The organism is Parageobacillus sp. KH3-4 (assembly GCF_022846435.1).
GTDB lineage: Bacteria > Bacillota > Bacilli > Bacillales > Anoxybacillaceae > Parageobacillus > Parageobacillus thermoglucosidasius_A.
In genome coordinates, this window is sequence record NZ_AP025627.1 from 1,643,444 (window position 1) to 1,661,028 (window position 17,585).

The 17,585-nt window shown below is 39.3% G+C and carries 8 protein-coding genes and 6 pseudogenes; 11 read left to right on the plus strand and 3 right to left on the minus strand.

The window, feature by feature from the left end; genetic code table 11:
* The first annotated feature begins 501 nt into the window (after positions 1-501).
* The 11 genes and pseudogenes from MWM02_RS08595 (at position 502) to MWM02_RS08640 (ending at position 13,913) form a co-directional block, all read left to right on the plus strand.
* Positions 502-6,717 (plus strand): DNRLRE domain-containing protein, encoded by a 6,216-nt coding sequence (locus tag MWM02_RS08595; protein WP_481861769.1) that lies wholly within the window; start codon positions 502-504, stop codon positions 6,715-6,717.
* Between the two features lie 23 nt (positions 6,718-6,740).
* Positions 6,741-7,538: a hypothetical protein gene (locus tag MWM02_RS08600; RefSeq protein WP_244403456.1), complete on the plus strand. Its 798-nt coding sequence runs from the start codon at positions 6,741-6,743 to the stop codon at positions 7,536-7,538.
* A gap of 317 nt (positions 7,539-7,855) precedes the next feature.
* A pseudogene (locus MWM02_RS08605) lies at positions 7,856-8,464 on the plus strand (RHS repeat-associated core domain-containing protein); the annotation flags it as partial.
* 23 nt (positions 8,465-8,487) lie between these two features.
* Positions 8,488-9,141 (plus strand): hypothetical protein, encoded by a 654-nt coding sequence (locus MWM02_RS08610; protein WP_244403458.1) that lies wholly within the window; start codon positions 8,488-8,490, stop codon positions 9,139-9,141.
* 143 nt (positions 9,142-9,284) lie between these two features.
* A pseudogene (locus MWM02_RS19605) lies at positions 9,285-9,408 on the plus strand (RHS repeat-associated core domain-containing protein); the annotation flags it as partial.
* Complete coding sequence (locus MWM02_RS08615) at positions 9,405-9,842, plus strand: hypothetical protein (protein ID WP_244403459.1); 438 nt, start codon at positions 9,405-9,407, stop codon at positions 9,840-9,842. The pseudogene MWM02_RS19605 and the gene MWM02_RS08615, both read left to right, overlap by 4 nt.
* A gap of 61 nt (positions 9,843-9,903) precedes the next feature.
* A complete protein-coding gene (locus tag MWM02_RS08620; protein WP_244403460.1) occupies positions 9,904-10,818 on the plus strand; it encodes a hypothetical protein in 915 nt (304 codons plus the stop codon).
* A 12-nt stretch (positions 10,819-10,830) separates the two neighbouring features.
* Positions 10,831-11,559: pseudogene (locus MWM02_RS08625) on the plus strand (RHS repeat-associated core domain-containing protein); the annotation flags it as partial.
* A gap of 4 nt (positions 11,560-11,563) precedes the next feature.
* Entirely contained in the window at positions 11,564-12,295 is a 732-nt protein-coding gene (locus MWM02_RS08630) for an immunity 26/phosphotriesterase HocA family protein (protein ID WP_244403461.1), read from the plus strand.
* 45 nt (positions 12,296-12,340) lie between these two features.
* Positions 12,341-13,282 (plus strand): annotated as a pseudogene (locus MWM02_RS08635) (RHS repeat-associated core domain-containing protein); the annotation flags it as partial.
* A gap of 10 nt (positions 13,283-13,292) precedes the next feature.
* Positions 13,293-13,913 carry a hypothetical protein gene (locus MWM02_RS08640; RefSeq protein WP_244403462.1) on the plus strand — a complete coding sequence of 207 codons (621 nt, stop codon included), beginning with the start codon at positions 13,293-13,295 and terminating at the stop codon, positions 13,911-13,913.
* Positions 13,914-14,433: 520 nt separating this feature from the next.
* Here MWM02_RS08640 and MWM02_RS08645 read toward each other — a convergent pair.
* The 3 genes and pseudogenes from MWM02_RS08645 to MWM02_RS08655 form a co-directional block, all read right to left on the minus strand.
* Positions 14,434-14,751, minus strand: a pseudogene (locus MWM02_RS08645) (MFS transporter); the annotation flags it as partial.
* 168 nt (positions 14,752-14,919) lie between these two features.
* Positions 14,920-16,062 (minus strand): annotated as a pseudogene (locus tag MWM02_RS08650) (Ger(x)C family spore germination protein).
* Positions 16,059-17,585: a spore germination protein gene (locus tag MWM02_RS08655; protein WP_064551798.1), complete on the minus strand. Its 1,527-nt coding sequence runs from the start codon at positions 17,583-17,585 to the stop codon at positions 16,059-16,061. The pseudogene MWM02_RS08650 and the gene MWM02_RS08655 overlap by 4 nt, the downstream one beginning before the upstream one ends.

Below are 17,585 nucleotides of genomic sequence, written 5' to 3' on the forward strand. Positions count from 1 at the left end.
ACCAAGAAGATCTACTTTGAACCTATTCATATTAAGAAAAAGAATCAAAAACTGTTTGAGGAAGTATCTTCTAGCCTAACGGATAGTCCCAATAATACGAACTACGTTGAAACAGAGAATACCATTTTAGAGACCAACTTTTATAAAAAAATGATCAATGGAGAATACGCCACGTTCCATTACAATGGATATTCGATTTCTTACTCTATTTTAGAGGCGGCAGGTAATGACGTACAACCGATCAAGGCGAAGGATGTGACCGCCACTTATAAGAAAAAAGACAACAAAATTCTCCATAAAAACATTTTTCCAAGCATAGACCTGCAAAATATTACATTTAACGAGTCAACGAAAGAAGATTTAGTTCTTCATTCTTTTACTGGCTATCATATTTTCAAATTCCGTCTGAAAACGAGTTTACATGCAGACATTCAAGACGATGGCTCCATTTTATTTACAAATAAAGAAAATGAAAAGGTGTTTGAACTGCCGAAGCCATTTATGGTCGACTCGAATCTTGATGAACACTCTGGAGAAGTCCAACGTTCCGAAAATGTAACGTATGAACTTCAACCGGATGATCAAGGATATGTATTAACGGTCAAAGCCGATCCAGAGTGGCTGAAAGACCCGAAACGAGTCTATCCAGTATATATTGATCCGAGTACGTCCATTAATGTATCGACCGATACATTTGTGATGAGCGCATATCCGACCACCAACTATAGTTCTTCATCCAGTAAGTGGGATTCCGCGCAAGGACAATATGTGCTAAAAGTAGGATATTATGATGGAACGACAGGGACTTGTTATGGGTTTTTGAACCCTGATCTCTCCAGTGTCAAGAATATGAATGTGACAAGTGCCACATTTAATGTCTATGTTACTCATTCGTACTATGCAACGACACCAACCGGGTTATGGCTAGATACAGTTAACGGCCCATGGTCAGCGAGTACGCTCACATGGAATAATCAACCTTCTTCCACCAATATAGGCAAAGTCGATGTGGCAAGAGACCAATGGGCGCAATTTAATGTGACTAATATTGTGAAAGAATGGGCATCTGGGACCAAACCGAATTACGGATTTAAACTTCATACGAATGGTAATGGGCAAACGTATTGGAAAAAAGTTGTCTCTTCCACGAACAGTAGTTATAAACCTTACTTGTCTGTTACGTATACGATACCAGTTCCAGACATGCCGACAGGAACAGTGTTCAGTAATGGAGATGGTACAGGATATGTGAATTTATCATGGGATCCGGTTCCAGGTGCAACTGGTTACAAGGTTTGGATCTATAACGGAAAATCCTATGAAGCGTTTAATGTAGGAAGTGTCACTTCTTGGAGTACAAAAGGAAAGAAAATTTGGCCGACTTCTTCCGAAATTAGTGTCGGAAGATATGATTTACATCAAGATAATTTAGGGACAGAGCTTTCTGTGGACCCTTCCCCTGTCTATCGAAATTCAGGTGGAAGCTATCCGAACAACAAGAACTACTGGTTCCGAGTTAGTGCGATTTTCCCTCAAGGCGAAAGTGCGATGTCTGAGGCTTACATGCCGACTATTCCAAATTTAGCCAAACCAGCTGCTCCAACTGGGGTGAGCTATACAAATGGAAATGGGACAGGCTACATTGATTTTCAATGGAATCCTGTGAGTGGAGCGACAGGATATAAAATTTGGATATTTAATGGTTCCTACTATGAATCGTTAGATGTCGGGAATGTCACTTCATGGACAACCAAAGGAAAAAAATATTGGCCAACATCTACTGAGATTAGTGATGGTAGATATAAGTTGCATTTAAATGATAGCCTTGGCACAGAATTGGCTGTCGACCCTTCCCCGGTCTATGCAAATGCTGGGACGAGATATGCAACTTCTACAAACTATTGGATTCGAGTAAGTGCCTATAATTCTCAAGGCGAAACGGTTCTTTCGGATGAGTATACGCCTAGTATTCCGGATTTGCCAGTGCCGCCAGCGCCTTCGGGGTTTGCTTACAGTAACCAGTTAGGAAGCAACTCAGGTTATGTCATGTTAGACTGGGAGAAAATCGATGGCGCAACAGGATACAAAGTGTGGATTTTCAATGGACTTTACTATGAAGCATTTGATGTAGGAGACGTTGACCATTGGACCACACAAAACAAAGGAATTTGGCCAACTCCGGAGGAAATCCAACAAGGGAACTCTAGTACCTTAACGTTACATCATGATGGAAAAGGATTGGAACTTCCGAAAGATCCTTCCCCAATGTATGCAAAAATGGGAACGAGATACGCAACAAGCACCAGTTATTGGTTCCGACTCAGTGCCTACAACGAGAAGGGAGAAACCGTATTTTCCAGCAATGCATTGACGGTGAAAATCCCTGCGGCGAATGAATATTTGGGTAAGGAAGAGTACTGGTCCATCATTGATGTTCCGTATGGCAGCGTCAATGCCGCTACCGGCAATCTGATTATAGACGAAGACGATGTTTCGATTTCCGGAAGAGGTCCAGAGCTTGGAATCACAAGAACCTACAATAGTTTATCCACATCGGTTGGATTGTTCGGAAAAGGATGGCATAGCGACGCGGAAATGAACGTTGTTGCTCAAGGAAATGAAGCAAGATTTACGGATGAAGATGGCACGCTCCATATATTCACTAAATTATCCGATGGCACGTATAAAGCCCCAACAGGTGTGTACCTTCAGTTAAGCGAAACAACCGATGAATATATACTGACGACAAAAGATCAAACGAAAATACATTTTAATAAAAATGACGGTAAATTAACCAAAATGGTCGATGGTCATGGAAATACGACGACATATAGTTATTCTAATGGAAAGTTAGTAGCGATTACCGATGCTTCCGGCAGAAAATTAGATATTCAGTACAATTCTAATGGAAAAATTCAGAAAATCACCGATCCGATGAATCGGACGATTACGTATGAGTATGACAATGATCGGTTAACCAAAGTAACCCAGACTGGCGGAGAAGTGACGAGATATGAATACAATGAACAGGATCGGTTAGAGAAAGTATTGGAACCGACGCATACGGAGGACAAGCCGGTTGTCAATCAGTTCGTGTACAGTGGCGACAGGCTCAGTCAAGTCATTGATCCTGAAAACCACACGTATACTTTGAGCTATGATCCAACGAAACGGCAACTGATCATGACGAAGCCGAATGGCCGCAAAACTCGATATACTTTTAATGAAGCAGCGAATCCTATTCAAATCGTGGATGACCTAGATGGCTTAAACATTACGACAAGTTATGTTTATGAGGGAAATAATTTAAAAGAATCACGAGATCCCAATGACCAACATGCGGCGAATCCTACTGAATCGTATACGTATGACGCCAACGGAAATGTGTTAACGGCGAAAGATAGTTATGGTACGGAAACATACGAGTATAACCAAAATAATGATGTCGTCTCCATGAAAGATACGGAAGGCGATACCACCACGATTGCCTATGATGGCTTAAATCCGGTATCGGAAACCGATCAATCAGGAAAAACCTCTTCTGTGTCGAAGTATGATTCATACGGCAATATTATTGAAGAAAGTGATACATTAGGCAGTGCGACGAATTTACTCTCTAATAACGGCTTTGAACAGGGAACGACAGCTTGGACTCTTCTTCGTTCGTATGATTCGGGGCAATTACTAGAAGATACAAATGTATATAATGGATTGACCGGACGAAAAACGTTAAACATCACGGTGAACTCGACTTCGCCTAGCACGGAACTTGGCTATGTGGCGGCTACCCAAGAAATCACCGTGAAACCCAATACGACCTACACGTTAAGTGGGAAGATCAAAACGAATTTGACGAAAGCCAACGCCTTTTTCAATGTTCAATTCATCAGTAGTCAAAATCAAACGATTTCTTGGGCCGATCATCGTTATAGCCAATTGACAGGCACAAGACCGTGGACAGAACGACAATTTACGTTTACCACTCCTTCAAATGCAGCCAAAATACGTATCTATTTAGAGGTAGAGCATAAGTCTCCCGATGCTTCCGGAGAAGCGTGGTTTGATAATGTTCAATTAGAGGAAGCGCAGGTTTCTTCGAGCTATAACCCGGTGTTAAACAGCAGCTTTGAAGGAAACGTTGCGAATTGGAGTGGAACAGGTGGAAGCATAGACAGCACGGAATCATTCGATGGGTCTTACTCCCTCAAAGTATCGAGAACGAGTACCACACAATCGGCGAGTGAATATAAGCAGACGGTGATCGTGGGACAAACGTCGAGTGATGCACCAATTAACCTTACGCTTACTGGGGTTTCGAAAGCTGAAGATGTCAAAGCCAATGGCACAGTGAGCCCAAGCGATTATTCGATTACGGCCAAAGTATACTTGGTGGATGGAACGACCGAAACGTATACCGCGGATTTCCCTACTGGCACGCAAGATTGGAATCGGGCGGCGGTTTCGATCCAACCTTCCAAGCCAATCGATAAAATCGATGTATCCGCTGCCTTCCGCGGCAATTATACGGGAACGGTATGGTTTGACGCGATCCGGCTCATGGAAGGAAACGTGGTGATGAAAAACAAGTACGACGCCAATGGCAACTATGTGGAGGAAGAAACAGATGAAGCCGGGTATGTCACGAAAAAGAAGTATGATGCTGTAGGAAATCTAGTAAGCGAGTACGATAAGAAAGGAAACCAAAAAGAGTACACGTATGATGCATCGAATCGTTTAAAACAGCTCCTATTGGCGAATGGAACGTCCGTCAACTATGATTATGACGCGAATGGCAATATGACTTCCAAAGTCATTCAAACGAGTGGCGGTCAGTCACAAGAATTTCGTTATTCTTATGATAAGACGGGAAAACTTATTAAAACCGTCGGTCCGCTGAATGATGTGACCACCAATGAATATGATGCCAATGGAAATAAAATCAAAACGGTCTTGCCGAAAGGAAACACGATTCAATGGACGTATGACGGAACGGAACGGGTCAAAACGATTTCTTACAACAACGTTCCGTATTACGAATTTAGTTACGATAAAAACGGAAATGAACTTTCTGTAAAATACTTAAAGGACGGCACGACCAAGACAAGAACCTTTGATAAAGCAAATCGGGTCATCGAACAATCTGACCGTGGAGGGGTACAAAAGTGGACCTATCCGACGACATCGGATAAATTACAGCAGTTGATGTTCTCTCATGGGTCCTTTAGCCAAACGATCAATTACCAATATAATGCATTGGATCAAAATACAGTCGTTCAAGATGGAACGTATACGTACCGTTTTGACTATGACGAGAGAGGAAACGTTCGCACCTTCACGACAGGAAACGGAGCCGGTTCGACCTTTACGTATGATGACCGCGGCCTTGTGGAAAGCGTTTCGGTCGGTACGGCGGATGGAAAAGAAATTTTATCGGAAACGTACCGTTACGATGAAAATGGAAACCGGGCAAAAATTGAGTACCCAACGGGAGAGACGATCGTTTATCACTACGACGCGCTCGATCAACTAGTGGAAGAACAGCTGCCAGACGGAACGAAGATCGAGTATACGTATGACGGATTTGGCAACCGGACGAAAGTCGTGAAAACAAAGGATGGGCAGTCGACGACGACCAATGCCGATTATAATGCCGCCAATCAATTGGTTCGTTTCGGGGATGAAACAATTACCTACGATGCGAATGGCAACCGCGTAGAAGACGGCCAGTATCGGTATGAATGGAACGAAGCCGACCAGCTCGTCTCGATTACAAGAAAAGGCGAAAGTACCCCATTTGTCACGTACAAATACGATGAAGACGGCCGCCGTATTCAAAAGAATGTGAATGGCGTTATTACGAACTATCATTACCAAGGCGATAGCCTCAACGTTCTGTATGAAACCGATGCGAGTGGAAATGTGGTACAATCGTATGTATACGGAGAAAACGGCCAGCTCTTGGCGATGAAAAAAGGCAGCGTCACATACTTCTACCACTATAACGCGCATGGCGATGTCATCGCCTTAACGGATGCGCAAGGAAACGTGGTCGCCCGCTACGAATACGACACATGGGGCAACCTTCTTTCCCAATCAGGCGATATGGCAGAGGAAAACCCATATCGTTATGCCGGATACCAGTATGACCAAGAAACAGGTTTATATTACCTGATCGCCCGTTACTACCACCCAACACATGGCGTGTTCCTATCCCTAGATCCAGACCCAGGGGATGAAGATGATATTCTCACGCAGAACGGGTATGCGTATGCGAACAACAATCCGGTGATGTTGGTGGATTTGGATGGGCATTATGCTCATATTGTTATTATAGCTGGAGTGGGGGCTTATAGAGTTTATAAGATTTATAAGGTCTACAAGAAATATAGAAAGATTTCAAAAAAATATCATTCGAATAGTAAAAGAAATCCTGCGATACATCATGGATATGAAATTTATGATAAAAAAACTAATAAAGTAGTCAAAGTTGGTATTAGTGATGGAAGGATTTCTAAAAAGGGAAAATCATATCGCGCTGAAAGGCAAGTTAGAAAGTGGAATAAGCGATACAAGACAGATCGGTATGCTTCACGAATAGTAAAAACTAACATACGTGGTAGGTATAATGCACTGAGATGGGAAAAAAGGCATACGGAATACATTAATAGAATCCAGCCTAACAACAAATTATCACCTCCATTTCACTATCGCCCATAAATTTAATAAAAGGAAGTGAAAAAATGACTGTTATAAGGGATATTCAACTTTCTATTCCAAGTGATATAAACTATTTTGATCATACTGTAATAGTTGACTATGATACTGGTGAGACAAGCCCCTTTACCGATTATAGGCAAAGCAAGTCCGCCATCTTTCATTATGAAACAAGATGTATTACATCACTTTATACTCGTCTTTTGCCCGAAATTCATACAGATGGGGAAAAGGGAGTTATCATTCAATGCGTACCGGATCTATCTAAATTAAGCGAGAAAGAAATTGAAATGGAAATGGTACCCGATTTTATTACTGTTTATGTTGAAATGGATTATAATCAATACTTCTCTCTTACGGATGACTTGGAAAAAAAGAAAATGGCATTAGAAGTGTTACAAGAGGGTATGGAAAAACTTGCTGATGAGCGAGGATGGGATAAGCAAATTTTTCGTGAAATATACAACAAGATAAAAGAATTAAATTACAAAAATACATTTATCTATAAGAAAAAGAGCAGTCCTAATCGTAGATATATATGTAGCATTATATGTGAACACGAAGTCTCTTATGTAGATATATATTTAGAAATAAAACGTCAAAAAGGAAATAAGGTTTTAAAGAAAGAAAGATTAGTAAGAGTAGACAGACCACACGAATCTTTTTATTGGAGATATTTAGGTGATTTAACATGGACACTAAATCATAAGGTGACGTTTACTGATCGTTTACATCATTTCGGGTGGGTTGTAACTTTTTTAGAAAAAGAAAACGAAACACAGATTATATGGAAAATAAATAAAGTGTCTTATCTTTCTTCATAAACTCAATGAAAAACAGGAAAACATTGTGATAAAATATTGATTAAGGTGAAGGAAATCAGACATATTAAATAAAATATTGATTAGATAGGTCGGATTATTTTTGTAATTGTAGAACCTTAGGAGAAACGCTCTCTCCTAAGGCATTTTTTTATAATTAAAACTTTGAACCTTTATTAATATTAAGGGTTTTGTCTTACTTTCTGCAAGAATAAATCAGACAAGCTCGACTGTTAAGGGATGAGGCAGCGTATTTCCCTGCTCCGGTTGGAAGTAGGCAACTCATGCATGTATATTTTTGAACTTCTATTAAGCGGATATTTCTCATTACCCGGTACTATTACCCGGAGCATGGCGTGTCCCTTTTCTTGGATCCAGACTCAGGGGATGCGGACGATATCCTCACACAGAACGGATATACGTACGCGAACAACAACCCAGTGATGTTGGTGGATCCGGATGGGCACCTTCCTTGGTTGTTAATTAATGCAGGGTTTGCGGCGTATGAAGCGTATAAGGCATACAAGTCGGGAAAGGGATGGAAAGGTGTCGCGGCTGCGGCGGCTATCAATTTTGTTGGTTTTGGTGGCAAGTTTAAAGCTGCTAGTAAAATTATTAAAGCTGTGCATGGTAATAGTCGATTCTCAAAGAGGATTCATCATGGGTATGAAATTTATGAAATAGTTAACGGTAAAAAACGTATAGTTAAAGTAGGTATTAGTGGTGCTAAGCTAAACAAAAACGGTACATCACCTAGGGCTAACCGTCAGGTCAATAAGTGGAATAAAAAAGCGGGGTATCAAAGATACTATGCTCGGATTGTTAAGAGAAATATTTATGGAAGAGAGAAAGCTCTAAAGTGGGAGAGAGGAAGAGCTTATGCAGTGAGAAAAGCTGGGGGTAATATGTATCTTCATGTCAGACCGTGATAACATAAAGAAAGGGGTAAGCTATGTTACTGAAAACATTTCTATTATTAGGAGAAGAAGGGATATCCGACGTTAAAAAAAGTTTTTCTTTTCAAACTAGATGTATTACCAAATTGTATGAACGGGTCTTTGATAAAAAATATAAAACCGCTGATTGTAGGCAGTTAAATTTCCATTGTGGCAATTACTCCGAGATGAAACTATTAGGATGTTTTGATGGTTTTTGTCAAGTCTTAGTGCCATATAATATTCAAGAATTTCTAGAGTATCCAGATAACAAAAAAAAAATAGAGATCCTAGAACTGTTGAAAAATAGCCTCGATTTTGTTATTAGAGAAAAAAATTGGGATCCTAATCCTTTTCAAAAAGCTTATGAGAGAGTAAAGGAGTTAAACTATATTAATGAGTTTATTTGGAACAAGCCTAAATTAAGTCCAAATAAAAAATACAAAGCTGAGGTACATTGTAATCACGATCTGTATGATTTTACAATAAAGATGGTGATTAAAGATAGAAAAGATAAAGTATTACTTGAAAAAAAAATAGTGTCAACTGAACCCGATGAACTTATTTACGATAGGTTTTTAGGTCATTTAATGTGGATAAGTGATGATGAAATAGCGCTTTACGAGAAAAATTCAAAGCGTTATACCTCTGTAAAATTAAGAGAGGCATAATGAATAGCTCTAAAATATTATCAAAGTTGAATCATTTTTCACCAGATTGACAGTTTAAAATTTTTCTTCAGAAGGACGCAAATTCGTCCTTCTGTTTTTTTATCCTATGGGGTTCCGTTAAGCAGCTTTCTTATTGTCTAGGGCACGGTGTGTTCCTTTCCTTGGATCCAGACTCAGGGGATGCGGGTGATATTCTCACGCAGAATGGGTATGCGTATGCGAACAACAATCCGGTGATGTTGGTGGATCCGGATGGGCATTGGGTGTGGATGGCAGTAGGAGCGTTAATCGGAGGAGTATCGTCGTATAAGTCTGCAAAAAGTAGAAGTCTCAAAGATTGGAAGTTGTGGGGTTCTGTTGCAATAGGAGCTGGTTTAGGTGCTATCGGTGGAATAGGCTCAGGTGCTTACCGTGCAGCTAAGGTTGCAAGAAATATTTACAATATTACTAAGGGTCCTGCATATGTTAGAGGGAGAGCCGCGCACCAAGCATGGACAAAAGCTATGAAAAGAGTTGTTCCTGGAGGCAAATATGATAAACCATTAAGAGGTACTAAAAAACGTCCAGACCTTCAATTTTTTAGAGGAAGGGTTGTCGTTGAATTAAAACCAAAAGGTTCTTGGAAAAGAAGCTATGTAAAAAGGCAACTCAAGAATTATAAGAAAGCCGGCGCATGGATTATAATTAAGGCAAGTTATTAAAGATATTTTGGGACACACACTTAGAGTGTGTCCCTCTTTGATAGTTTTAGGGGTGAAAAATATGAATCAATATGAGGAGACGGTTAGAAATTTAGTTAATAATTTTAATGAGCATAATATAGATATAGTTGCTCAAGATTTAGCTAAGATGGGAAGGGACATAATTACTATCTTACAAAAATACTTTTATAAAGCAGATCCTAATGGTAAGATTGGAATATTAGAAACATTGAAATTATTAAATGACAGTAGTGTAATCCCTTTTCTGAAAGCTATTCTTGAAGATGAGACAGAGATATTTTTTGTTAAAGCTTATGCAGAAAGTGTATTGGATTTTTTAGAGGGTAAAGAAACTCAATTAAAAAGAAAAATTCACAATTTATCTAAAAAAAGTGGCACGGATTTAATCGCAGATATAGCTATGATAGGAACAATTGGCGATTACAATGCTATAAGAGAATTAGACAAAATCAAGACGAATAACAAAGAGGTACTGGAACAAATCAAGGTAGCAAAATTACAAATAATATGTGGACTAGAAGAAATAATTAAGGAGTACAGAAAACCAGATTCCCGTTATTCTCATAAAGCATTAGCAGAGGCTATTTATCATTCATTTGATCATCCAGAAGCATCAAAAGTTATAATAGAAGATCTCTTTAGTGAGGAATTTGAGCGTGTTTTTAGTGCCGTTACTCTACTTGCTTTCGCGGAAAAATTTCCTAAGGACAAAGTTACTAGAGATGTAGTAAATAAGTTCTTTGAAATTTTAACGGGTGATTTTAATACAACACTAAAGAATCATGCCATACTTGCAATAGGTAGATATGGAAATACTGATGATGCATCAAGACTTGAAAGAATTGTTGAGGAAAAAAAGTATTTAACAAAAAGGAAATTTTGGAAATGGCTAAGTGAAAGCGCACTGTTAGACGATATCAACATCACAATAAAGAAATTGAAACGAAAGAAATAGACGATTCACACTCTAAATGAGCAACAAGGAAACATTGTGGCCCGTTACCAATACGATGCGTGGGGAAATATTCTTTCTCAATCCGGCGCCTTGGCGGACAAAAACCCATACCGATATGCGGGATATCAATATGACAAAGAAACGGGTCTTTATTACCTGATTGCCCGGTACTACCGCCCAGAACAAGGTGTGTTCCTATCCTTGGATCCAGACCCGGGAGATGCGGACGATATCCTGACGCAGAATGGATACACGTACGCAAATAACAATCCGGTGATGTTGGTGGATTCGGATGGGCATTGGGTATGGCTGGCTATCAACGCGGGATTTGCGGCGTATGATGCGTATAAGGCGTACAAGTCGGGAAAAGGATGGACAGGTGTCGCAGCTGCGGCGGCTATCGGTTTTGTCGGTGGAGGAAGACTCAAAGCGGCAAAACACTCTGTTTATGTCTTAAAGAAAGGAAATGTAGTAAAATATGTCGGAAGAACTAAAAATATTCAGAAGAGAAGATATGCCCATAGTAAAAACCATCCTGATTTAGATTTTGAAGAAGTTGCTAGCAATCTATCCTATGGACAAGCTCGTGGATTAGAACATCGTCTATTTTTGAAACACGGTGGAAAAAGTAAGCTTAGAAACAAGATAAGACCTATTAGTCAAAGAAATAAAAGTTATAGAAAATATATGAGTGAATCTAGAAGTATTTATAAAGAAGTAATAAGAAGATATGGGTGGTGATTTCATGGCGTTTTGGAAGAGTATTAAGAATAAAGAAACAGTTATTTTAAGTGAAGATGCAGTCGATTTACTAAGTGATACTCTTTTAGAGATAAGAAAGATTTATGAGGAAGATTTAGAAAGAAAACCAACTGTAGCTGAATTGGAAGCATTGATTATGGAGGCAATGCAACTTGATTCAAATATAGCCGAACAATTGGAGGAAATGGAAATCACCGATGTAAAATTTAAATTGAAAAAGAGAAAAAAGGCTCCTAACATTGAACCAGGTATTGTATTTGCAATCCCGCTTAAAGGAATTGAAAAATATGCTTATGGGTTAGTAGTAAAAGGAGAAGGGCTAAAGGATGACATTTATATACAATATTTTGATATCTTCACTAATGAAATATTAGATATAAAAAACTTTAGTAATCAATTTGAAAAACTTTCTGTTCTATATACTATTAACAGTGGAATATATGGAATCGTTAATAAAGAATGGAAAATTATTGGGAAATTGTCTAAAGGAAAATTCAATCCTGAAGAATATGAGTTACCTGATTTTGTGTTTTACAATGGCAAGGAATATTTTGTGAGTCGAGGGGATGCGAATACACCAATAGCAGAATTAGAGCCTATTTCTAAAGAGGAAGGGGAAAAAATAAAAAATCCAATTGGTCTGATTGGTAGTAATAATATAGTGGAAATGCTTATTAATTCTTACTACGAGAAACAAAATCAAAAATGTATTTAGCCTTTTTAAGGTTATCCCGTGATTTAAGGGATAACCTTTTTATTGTACAGTGAAGACAGCGGGCGCATCCAAAAGAATGTGAATGGCGTCATTACGAATTACCATTACTAAGGCGACAGCTTAAACGTCCTGTATGAAACGGACGCAAGTGGAAATGTGGCAAAATCTTATATATACGGAGCGAATGGCCAGCTCCTTGCCATGAAAAAAGGCGCAGCAACGTATTTTTACCACTAAAACGCCCATAGCGATGTCATCGCCCTGACGGATGAACAAGGAAACATCGTTGCCCGTTATCAATATGATGCATGGGGGAATATTCTCTCTCAATCCGGTGCCTTGGCGGAGGAAAACCCATACCGATATGCGGGATACCAATATGACAAAGAAACGGGTCTTTATTACCTGATTGCCCGGTACTACCGCCCAGAACAAGGTGTGTTCCTATCCTTGGATCCAGACCCGGGGGATGCGGACGATATCCTGACGCAGAATGGATACACGTACGCAAATAACAATCCGGTGATGTTGGTGGATCCGGATGGGCATTGGGTATGGCTGGCTATCAACGCGGGATTTGCGGCGTATGATGGGTATAAGGCATACAAGTCAGGAAAAGGATGGAAAGGCGTCGCGGCTGCGGCAGCTATTGGTTTTGTTGGTGGAGGAAAATTTAAACTTGTTAGAAATACAGGTAGATTTATTATAAAGGGTACAGGCAAAGCTTCTAAATATGTAGATGTGACTAAATATGGTAGTCGTTATGCTAACAGAGCGACTGATGTATCTAAAGCACAGTTCGAAAAAAATCTACTTAGAGATGGATGGAAAAAATCAATATCTAAAGACGGAAAAACAATAATACTGACAAAAGATGGCGCAAAATATGTTCTTCGTGACGGTGCTAAATCCACGGGTGGCCCAACTGCTGACTTTTATCCAAAAGGGAGCAAAAGAATGACTTTAAAAATTAGGTTAAAAAAATAGGGTGATTTCAGTGAATTTAGAAACTTTATTTGTTAGGGAAAAAAAGGAGTTTAATAAGTTATTAGAAATGGCTAGTGATGCGTTTTATTTAGAAAATAGATTGCCTAAACAGGTATTCCGAGGACAATTCAATTATTTTTTATTTGAAGAGTTTGACTGGGCAATGGACGAGGATTTTTGGAACACAATCCAGCAATTATCTAAAGAAACGAAAGATGATTATGTCCTTACCGCAGTGTTAGATCCTAATCCAGTAGAATATTTTTATAAAGAGTTTAATTATTATAATTGGATGAAACTTCCTGTCAATTTATCATCCGATGAATATTTAGATGTTCTTGAATTAGGCCCTGAGGAAAGTCCGGCGGATGCAGTGCTATACAATTCTTATACCGTTATTTGGCTACCTCCTTCAATAAAATGGGCAATATGGGGAGAAAGAAGTTATGGAGTTTGTGTTTTAGGGCTTCAAGATGTGAACAATGGTGCGGATTTATTGCCGATTTTAAAAACTTGGCGTTCTATTGATAAAACAGTTTTATCATGGGTGGCACTCAATTTTGTAAATCAACAACTTCCACAAGAAATTGCTAATACTCTTTTCTTAAATTATTCTAACGACGCTAAGTAAGTATAGACGCCTATCCCGAACACAAAAATAAAACAAAGAGAACCTTGATTGGCTATAAGCCTTTCAAGGTTTCTTTTTATAGAAGGGGTGTAGGTGCCGAATAAACAGTTTTTAGTATAACCTATACACATAACCAATAATGTGTTGATTGGTGAAGAAAAATTAAAAGACATTGTATTGAGTATCCAACAGGTGGAAGTTCGGGTAATATTCATATTCAAATAAAAGGTGCAGGTGGAAAACAGAAAACAAAAATATACCTTAACACCCTAAGTGATTTAAAAGTCAATACGAAAAAATAAGGATATTCAGAATAGGTTAATAAAGCTTTGATATGTTAGAAAGGGCAAGGTGATATAATGGAGTTTTCGAGTAAAGAATAAGTTTAAAATTAGAGTTTTTTGAAGACAGACAATATGAAGAAAAGGGGATATTTGAGGGGGAGTAAAAGACCCAGATGGCTTAGATGAACTTGTAATTGATGTGATTGAAGGAGAGACGTTTGATTTTGAAACAGATGAATTGATAATAAGACAAAGAAAAAATGCGGTGCAAATGCAAGTCCTATCATGCCAAGCAAGCTCGCTGCCATTCCGAGAGGAAGAAAGTAAGGAGAAGGGGTTCTGTCCGTAAAAAGGCCAACAACCGGTTGCATCACCGAGGAAGTCATATTTAGGGTAAACGCGATCCGTCCAATTTGGGTGTACGATAAATTCATCGATGTTTCTAAAATCGGAAACAACGCCGGAATGACCGCTTGCATCGAGTCGTTCAGTAGATGTCCCACGGGATATACGGTTGTTTGCACTCCCGCGACACGTTGGACGTTTACTTGCATTTCTCCATCCCCCTTTCGCTTTCAAAAAAAATCCCCTCCGCTTAACGCGAAGGGAACCATTTTATTCTTTATTTCCATTATGAACCATTTGATGATGGTTGCAATAAAAATTTTTGACAAACAGCATCTTTTGATCCACTGAGTGTCAAAAAAATTATTAATACATTATCACCGTAATTTCTCCTTCCCAGATGTATCAATGGAGATTTTTACGTTGATCTTTTTTAAATTTTCATCTGTTAATGGAATCTTTCCATTTTTAGAAAACTTCTTCCAATCTTCTGGATTTTGGCGATACAACGTTTCAGAAAGGTTAAGGGTATCGATATCGTATTTTAGCCCTAACTTGTAGAGGTTTCTTATTTCCTCTTCCACCGTTTTTTGCGCTAGGTGGATTAACTGTTTTTCCGTTAACTTTTCCCTTAACTCAATCACATTCCCACTGATAGATATGTCTATGTTAAATACGGGAATATTTCCATTATGTTGGTAGGAAATTTTTGTCTTTGGATGAAGGACAGGGACCGATGCAATTACTTTATTGCCTTTTTTAATATAAATAGTAGTTCTACTTATTTCTTTTTCCAGCCACCTGATTCCAAGCAACTGAGAGCGATCAAAGCATTTTTGAAGTTCATCATTGTTTATAAAACATAGTCCTTTTAAATTTAACATCGGCTTTTTTTTGTTATCTTCCTTTCAAATGCGCGTAGTAATGTTGAGATAAGGAAGTTGCGCTGTTTTGGAAGCTTCATGGATGTCAGCTACAAAGCGGTTTAAGCGAATCGGCCGAATCAATGAACTTTGCTGAAAACTTTCTTCAGGACTGGCCAATAAAGAATAGTATGGGGATGTATGCAAAATTGGTGCTGCCCCAAAGAAAAGTTTTGTTAACGGTTCATCTGTCGCATAAACCCATATTGTATTCCTGAGTTCGTGATATCGGTCTAAAACATCTAAGACGTCTTCTAATACTCCTTTTTTCAAGGCTCTTTTTGTAAACACAATACTTTTCACATGCGCCCACGACACCATTCGTTGAATAGAAGAATACAGGTTATCGGTGGCAATATTAAACGTTTCGCCTTTGGCTTTTCCAACGGCAATGCCCGATTTTTCCTTGGCACCTCCGCTCTCAACTTTCGCTAATCCGGTAAAGCTAGTGAGGGCCACATAAACGATAAACTGATTATCCTTATAATCTACACCGATTACACCAACATAAAAAAGATGATCAATATTTTGTGCCCCCCAGCATCCTGCCAATAAAAATATAGAGATGATCAAGGGAAAGGCTGTTTTGCATTTCAATTTGCTTCCCCCCTTGGGGTATCATCCTTCGGTTTTACTAACCCCGCTCTTTTTTTGAATTGTTTCCAACCATTCGGAATTAAGACTTTGAAAATATCCATGGTTGGAGGAGAGAGCGGAGTAAGATACGGAATTCCAAATGTTTTTAAATTTGCTACATATGTCAAAAGCAAAAATAAAGAGGCGATAAACCCAAATAACCCTAATACAGAAGAAGCAGCTAAAACAATAAAACGCAATAATGTCACAGTTCCTGACAAATTTTGATTCACTAACGTAAACGTGGCGATAACGGAAATGGCGGCAACGACAAGGCTTCCCGGCGTAAATAAGCCAGCGTTGACCGCTGATTGTCCGATAATCAATCCGCCGACAACCGATAATGTTTGCCCGATCGCTAACGGCAGGCGCATGCCCGCTTCTTTAAAGATTTCGAATAACCCGACCATGATAAACATTTCCAGTGGGACAGGTAGCGGCACTCCTTGTCTAGAAAGCACCACTGTTCCTAAGAGAGTGAATGGTATTTCTCCCGGATGGAACGATAATAAGGCGGTCCAAAATCCGGGCAAATAAATAGCCAACGAAATTCCCATGAAGCGAAGGAGTCTCTGAAAAATGACAAAGAGCGGTATCGTAACGTTATCTTCCGATGTATTCAGTAAAAACATTAAGTTTCCCGGGCCGATGATGACGGTGGGCGCCCCGTCTAGCAAGATGACAAATCGTCCATTCAATAAACTATTTGCCGCAAAATCTGGGCGTCCTGTATAGGAAAATAAAGGGAAAAGCGAGAAACGTTTATCGCCAATCAGTTCTTCCAACTGATTGGTACTCATAATGGAATCAATATTTAACTGCAAAATTCTTTTTTTCACTTCATGAATCATTTCGCGATTTGCGATGTCATCGATGTACATTAATCCCACTTTTGTTTGGCTTCTTGTTCCGACGATAAATTGTTCATAGCAGAGCTTATAAGATTTAATTCGTTTGCGGATGAGCGCGACGTTTTTCGAAATTTCCTCAATAAAGCCATCTTTTGGACCGCGGATGGACACTTCCGTGTTTGGTTCTTCCGGATCGCGGTTCGGCGGATTGGCAAGCGTGAGGGAATATAAAACATCGGCTTCTTGAAAGTAGACTAATAAATCACCGTTAAAGAGATGAAAGTCTAGATCATCTATAGGCACTTCTTTTCCAAGCAACTCCATTGGCACCAGTTTGTTTGCTTCAATTTCGTTTACTGAATGGCAAGGATATTTACGGCACATTTCGTGAAACATCGGAAATATAACTTGTTTCATCAGTTGGGTGTCACACAGCTCCTCGCAATAGACGAACACTAAGGTGAGCGCGCCGCTAGCGGTGTTGTCCGGTTGAATCGTCGCGGTAAGAATCGCGACATCTTTACAACGAGAAAAATGATCACGTAAAGTTTGTTCGGAAATGACGAGCGTTTCCAAACCGCTATGATCATTTGTGTTATTTCTGTTTTGCGAAGCTCTAATAGGAAGTGGCAT